This is a genomic window from Streptomyces hygroscopicus subsp. hygroscopicus (assembly GCF_001553455.1).
GTDB lineage: Bacteria > Actinomycetota > Actinomycetes > Streptomycetales > Streptomycetaceae > Streptomyces > Streptomyces hygroscopicus.
This window is the reverse complement of the sequence record NZ_BBOX01000587.1, coordinates 1-5607: the sequence shown is the minus strand read 5'-3', so window position 1 is coordinate 5607 and position 5607 is coordinate 1. Positions and strand designations below refer to the sequence as shown.

4 protein-coding genes and 1 pseudogene are annotated in these 5607 nt (G+C 71.1%); 2 read left to right on the top strand and 3 right to left on the bottom strand.

Annotation, left to right across the window (positions count from 1 at the left end; translation table 11 throughout):
* A partial coding sequence (locus AXW62_RS39025; protein ID WP_060948497.1) for a purple acid phosphatase family protein occupies positions 1–1410 on the top strand: 1410 nt, incomplete at its 5' end.
* Here AXW62_RS39025 and AXW62_RS46860 read toward each other — a convergent pair.
* From AXW62_RS46860 to AXW62_RS39015, 3 genes are all read right to left on the bottom strand, one after another.
* Entirely contained in the window at positions 1404–1526 is a 123-nt protein-coding gene (locus tag AXW62_RS46860; RefSeq protein WP_102865692.1) for a hypothetical protein, read from the bottom strand. The genes AXW62_RS39025 and AXW62_RS46860 overlap by 7 nt on opposite strands.
* Before the next feature lie 561 nt (positions 1527–2087).
* Positions 2088–3719, bottom strand: coding sequence for an L-glutamate gamma-semialdehyde dehydrogenase (gene pruA / locus AXW62_RS39020; RefSeq protein WP_060948496.1), 1632 nt, complete (start codon positions 3717–3719; stop codon positions 2088–2090).
* A 58-nt stretch (positions 3720–3777) separates the two neighbouring features.
* Entirely contained in the window at positions 3778–4704 is a 927-nt protein-coding gene (locus tag AXW62_RS39015) for a proline dehydrogenase family protein (protein WP_060948495.1), read from the bottom strand.
* Between the two features lie 164 nt (positions 4705–4868).
* On the opposite strand from AXW62_RS39015, the pseudogene AXW62_RS39010 reads away from it, so the two are divergent.
* Positions 4869–5607, top strand: a pseudogene (locus AXW62_RS39010) (PucR family transcriptional regulator); the annotation flags it as partial.

Here is a 5607-nt window from a genome sequence, read left to right as displayed (position 1 = left end):
GGTCCCCGGTCCGCGGCGGCGGTGGACCGGACGCCGGCGTCCGCGGCGGTGAACGGCGCGCTGGTCGCCCCGTTCGGCCGCCATCTGGCCTTCGGCGCCGATCCGCGCACACAGATGCGGATCTCCTGGCAGGTGCCGTTCGCCGTGCGCGGGCCGTACGTGCGGATCGGCACCAGCCCGCTGGAGCTCACCCGTAAGGTCGAGGCCGAGGTCCGCTCCCTGTACACCCCGTCGCTGAGCGACCGGCTGCCCGCCGTCGAGCAGTTCTATCTGCACGCCGCGGTGGACGGTCTGAGCCCCGGGGTCACCTACTACTACGGCGTCGGCCACGCGGACCGCGACCCGGCCGAGCCGCGGCACTTCGCGTCCGTGGGCACCTTCCGCACCGCGCCGGACCGGCAGCAGGCGTTCGTCTTCACCGCCTTCGGCGACCAGGGGGTGAGCTGTCACGCGCTCGCGGCCGATCAGCTGATCCTCGGCCAGAACCCGTCGTTCCATCTGCACGCCGGGGACCTGTGCTACGCCGACACCACCGGCCACGGGAAGAAGTCCGACCTCTACGACGCGCGGGTCTGGGACTCCTTCCTCGCCCAGACCGACTCGGTCGCGGCGAGCGTGCCGTGGATGGTGACGACCGGCAACCACGACATGGAGGCGTGGTACTCCCCCGACGGCTACGGCGGCCAGCTGGCCCGCTGGTCCCTGCCGGACAACGGCCCGGACCCGCGCCGGGCGCCCGGCGTCTACTCGTTCGTCTACGGGAACGTGGGCGTGGTCGCCCTGGACGCCAATGACGTGTCGTACGAGATCACCGCCAACAAGGGCTACACCGGCGGTGCGCAGACCCGCTGGCTGGACCGGCGGCTGGACGAGCTGCGCAAGCGGCCCGGCATCGACTTCCTGGTGGTCTTCTTCCACCACTGCGCCTACTCCACGACCAGCGCCCACGCCTCGGACGGCGGGGTCCGCGACGCCTGGCTGCCGCTGTTCGACAAGCACCAGGTGGACCTGGTCATCAACGGCCACAACCATGTCTACGAGCGGACCGACGCCATCCGGGGCGGCAGGGTCGCCCGCCGCGTCCCGGTGGCGGGCAGCGCCGACGCGGTGCGCGACGGGATCGTGTACGTGACGGCGGGCGGGGCGGGTGCGCGGCTCTACGAGTTCCCGGTGCCGGACAGCTACGAGGGGCACACCGAGGACCTCGACGAGGTGAAGACCTACCACTGGACGAAGGACGGGGAGAAGAACCGGGAGACCGCGGACTGGTCCCGGGTCCGCTACACCGGCTTCTCCTTCCTCGCGGTGGAGGTGGAGCCGGGGCCCCGCCCGAGGCTGTCCGTCACGGCCCTGGCGGAGTCGGGCGAGCGGGTGGACCGCTTCGAGATCACCCGGTCCGGGAGTCAGTGACCGGTGACGCCGCCGTTGTCCCGGCGGTCGAGTGCGCGCTGCAGCGCGGCGGCCGCCTTCTTGCGGTCGGTGTCGTCGGTCTTGCGGCGGATCCTGCGGACAGTCGTCTCGGCCATGATCACATCTCCTCTGCTGAACCCCGGTGGACCGGGAGGAAAGTTCCCCGAGAAGGTGGCTGCCGGAAGGGGCGGGGGCCTGGGTGCGGCAGGGGTCGCCTGCGGCGGTGCACCGGCCACAACCGCCATCGCTGGATGCAGCGGACGATCGGCTTCCCACAAAAGTAGGGCAGCGGAGCGTCAGTGTCTGCACAATTAGTCGGACGTCCTAATATCTGAGACGCGGACAGCGTGATATCGGTCACTGACTGAGGGTGATCATCACGTCGGCCGCTGAGGACGATCAGCGAGTCGGCCCCGCACCGGTGGCCGAGGCCGACCCCCGTCCGACCTCGACCACGGCGGCCGACCGCATCCGCCGGTGGGTGATCCCGTGCTGGTTACCCACGTAAACTGCGGTAAATAGTGCCTACTTGACCGCTTGACGCTAGCATCGCCGCGCCTTGGGCGTCCACAGATTTGCCCCTACGCGCCCCCCTGGACAGCACTCCGCCCCCGGTCCGCTCAGGGCGGTCCGGGGGCGGGGCCCCGGGGCGCGGAATCGGCCCCGGGTTACGGGCTTCAGCCCATGTGCGGGTAGCGGTAGTCGGTCGGCGGGACCAGGGTCTCCTTGATGGAGCGGGTGGAGGTCCAGCGCATCAGGTTCTGCTTGGCGCCCGCCTTGTCGTTGGTGCCGGACGCGCGGCCACCGCCGAAGGGCTGCTGGCCGACGACGGCGCCGGTCGGCTTGTCGTTGATGTAGAAGTTGCCCGCCGCGAAGCGCAGCGCCTCACAGGTGGCGGCCGCCGCGGCGCGGTCCTGGGCGATGACGGCGCCGGTCAGCCCGTACGGGGCGGCCGACTCCATCTGCTGGAGCATCGCGTCGTACTCCTCGTCCTCGTAGACGAACACCCCGAGGATCGGGCCGAAGTACTCGTCCCTGAAGATCTCGTTCTCCGGGTCGGTGGAGACCAGCACGGTCGGGCGGACGAACCAGCCCTCGCTGTCGTCGTAGGTGCCGCCCGCGACGACCTCGACCGTCGGATCGGCCTTCGCCCGGTCGATCGCCGCCTTGTTCTTGGCGAAGGCGCGCTCGTCGATGACCGCGCCCATGAAGTTGCCCAGGTCCGTCACATCGCCCATGGTCAGCGCATTGACCTCGGCGGCGAACTCCTCCTTGAAGCCGTTCTCCCACAGCGAGCGCGGCACATAGGCGCGGGAGGCCGCGGAACACTTCTGGCCCTGGAACTCGAAGGCGCCGCGGGTCATCGCCGTCTTCAGCACCGCCGGGTCGGCGGACGGGTGGGCGACGATGAAGTCCTTGCCGCCGGTCTCACCGACCAGCCGCGGATACGTCTTGTACTTCTCGATGTTGTTGCCGACCGTCTTCCACAGGTACTGGAAGGTTTTGGTCGAACCGGTGAAGTGGATGCCCGCGAGGTCCGGGTGGGCCAGCGCCACCTCGGAGACGTCCTTGCCGTCGCCCGTGACCAGGTTGATCACGCCCTTGGGCAGTCCGGCCTCCTCCAGCAGCCGCATCAGCAGCACGGCGGCGTGCGTCTGGGTCGGGGACGGCTTCCAGACCACCACATTGCCCATCAGGGCCGGGGCGGTCGGGAGGTTGCCCGCGATGGCGGAGAAGTTGAAGGGGGTGATCGCGTAGACGAACCCCTCCAGCGGCCGGTGGTCGGTGCGGTTCCAGACCCCGGGCGAGTTGGTCACCGGCTGCTCGGCCAGGATCTGGCGGGCGAAGTGGACGTTGAACCGCCAGAAGTCGACCAGCTCGCAGGGGGTGTCGATCTCGGCCTGCTGCGCCGTCTTGGACTGCCCCAGCATGGTGGAGGCGGCGAGCGTCTCCCGCCACGGGCCGGAGAGCAGATCGGCGGCCTTGAGGATGACCGCGGCACGGTCGTCGAAGCTGAGCGCGCGCCACGCCGGGGCCGCGGCCAGGGCGGCGTCGATCGCGTCCTGCGCGTCCTGGCGGGTGGCGTTGGCGTAGGTGCCCAGGCGTGCGGCGTGGTTGTGCGGCTGGACGACGTCGAAGCGCGTCCCTGCGCCCATCCGCTTCTCCCCGCCGATGGTCATCGGCAGCTCGATGGGGTTCTCGCCGAGCTCCTTGAGCTTGGTCTCGAGGCGGGCGCGCTCCGGGGTGCCGGGAGCGTAGGTGTGCACCGGCTCGTTCACCGGCACGGGGACCTGGGTGACGGCGTCCATGGTGGCCGTTGTCTCCTTCGATCGTCGGGTTACGAGGTCTGCGATGCCGAGGGGTGGGTCAGCGCCGGCCCACCAGCGAGCGCAGGAAGAACGTGAGGTTGGCGGGGCGCTCGGCGAGGCGGCGCATGAAGTACCCATACCAGTCTGTGCCATACGGGACGTAAACCCGCATACGGTGGCCTTCCGCCACCAGCCGCTCCTGCTCGGCCACGCGGATCCCGTACAGCATCTGGAATTCGTACTCGTCCAGCTTGCGCCCGAGCCGGTGCGCCAGGTCCTGGGCGATGGCGACCATCCGCGGATCGTGCGAGCCGATCATGGGATAGCCCTCACCGGCCATCAGGATCTTCAGACAGCGCACATAACTGCGGTCCACATCGCGCTTGTCCTGGTAGGCGACGCTTCCCGGCTCCTTGTACGCGCCCTTCACCAGCCGCACCCGGGAGCCTTCCCCGGCCAGCGCCCGGCAGTCGTCCTCGGTCCGGAACAGATAGGACTGGAGGACCGCGCCGGTCTGCGGGAACCGGGTGCGCAGCTCGCCCAGGACGGCGAGGGTGGAGTCCACGGTGGTGTGGTCCTCCATGTCGAGGGTGACCGTCGTGCCCGCCGCGGCGGCGGCCTCCACCACCGGGGTGACATGGGACAGCGCCAGATCGTGGCCCCCGGGCAGCGCCTGCCCGAAGGCCGAGAGCTTCACGGACATCTCCGCCCGGCCGGCGAGTCCCTCGGCGGCCAGCGCCTCGGTCAGCGCCAGATAGGCGTCCCGGCTGCGCAGCGCCTCGGCCCGGTCGGTCACGTCCTCGCCCAGATGGTCCAGGGTGACCTCCAGGCCGCGGGAGGTCAGCGACCGTACGGCCGCCATGGACTCGGCCAGCCGCTCCCCGGCCACGAAGCGGTCCACCATCGGTCGGGTGACCGGCGCGGCCGAGACGATACGGCGGATGGCGGCACTGCGCGAAGCGGCGAGCAGCACGGGTCCCAGCACGGGGCACCTCCACGATGACGGCCGACGAACGGCATCGACAACTCACCGTGAAACTTAAGGATCGCTCGGATCCCGGACCATCGACAGCTGTCACGCATCCGTGGCCGGGATCTCAGACATCTGTATGAGAATGTGAGGGGCGAATCCAGGAAGAGGCGTGACCCATGCGCGACGACTACCAGCAGCTGGTGGACGAGATCACGGCGGTGCTCCGGGCGCCCGCGACCCTGGAGAACCGCGACTTCGCGCTGATCGCCTTCGGCGCCCAGGACAGCGAGGACAGCGACGACACGGCGGAGCCGGCCCTGGACCCGGTCCGCACCCGCTCGATCCTCCAGCGCCGCTCGACGGCGGCGGTGCGGGCCTGGTTCGAGGCGTTCGGGATCGCCCGCGCGCAGGCGCCGCTGCGGATTCCGCCCGACCCCGCGGCCGGGGTGTTCATGGGCCGCATCTGCCTGCCCGTCCGGCACCGCGGGGTGGTGCACGGCTACGTCTGGCTGCTGGACGACGGCCATCTCGCCGATCTGGAGCTGGGCGGCCCCACGGGCGCGCCGGACCCCCGGCTGGCCCGCGCGATGGAGACAGCGGATCGCATCGGGGCGCTGCTGGCGGCCGAGGCCCGGGCCGGGGAGGAGCTCGGCGAACTGCTGCGCGATGTGCTGACCGGCCCGCCGGCCGGCCGGGACGCCGCCCGCTCCGGGCTGGGGGCGGCGCTGCGCGGGGCGGCCGACGGGCCGCTGGCGCTGGTCGCGGTGGTGCCGTGGTCGCCGGGGACCGGTGAGGACACGGACCATCCCCGCCTCCCGCACCTGCCGGGCATCGTCGCCGCGTGCGTGCTGCCCGGGAGCACGGCGGCCGGTGCGGGGCTGGCCGCGCTGGTCCGGCTGCGCGCCGCCACCGCCC

Coding starts and splice junctions, on each gene's coding strand:
- AXW62_RS46860 (WP_102865692.1), bottom strand. CDS start 1,526: ATGGCCGAGACGACTGTCCGCAGGATCCGCCGCAAGACCGACGACACC.
- pruA (WP_060948496.1), bottom strand. CDS start 3,719: ATGGACGCCGTCACCCAGGTCCCCGTGCCGGTGAACGAGCCGGTGCAC.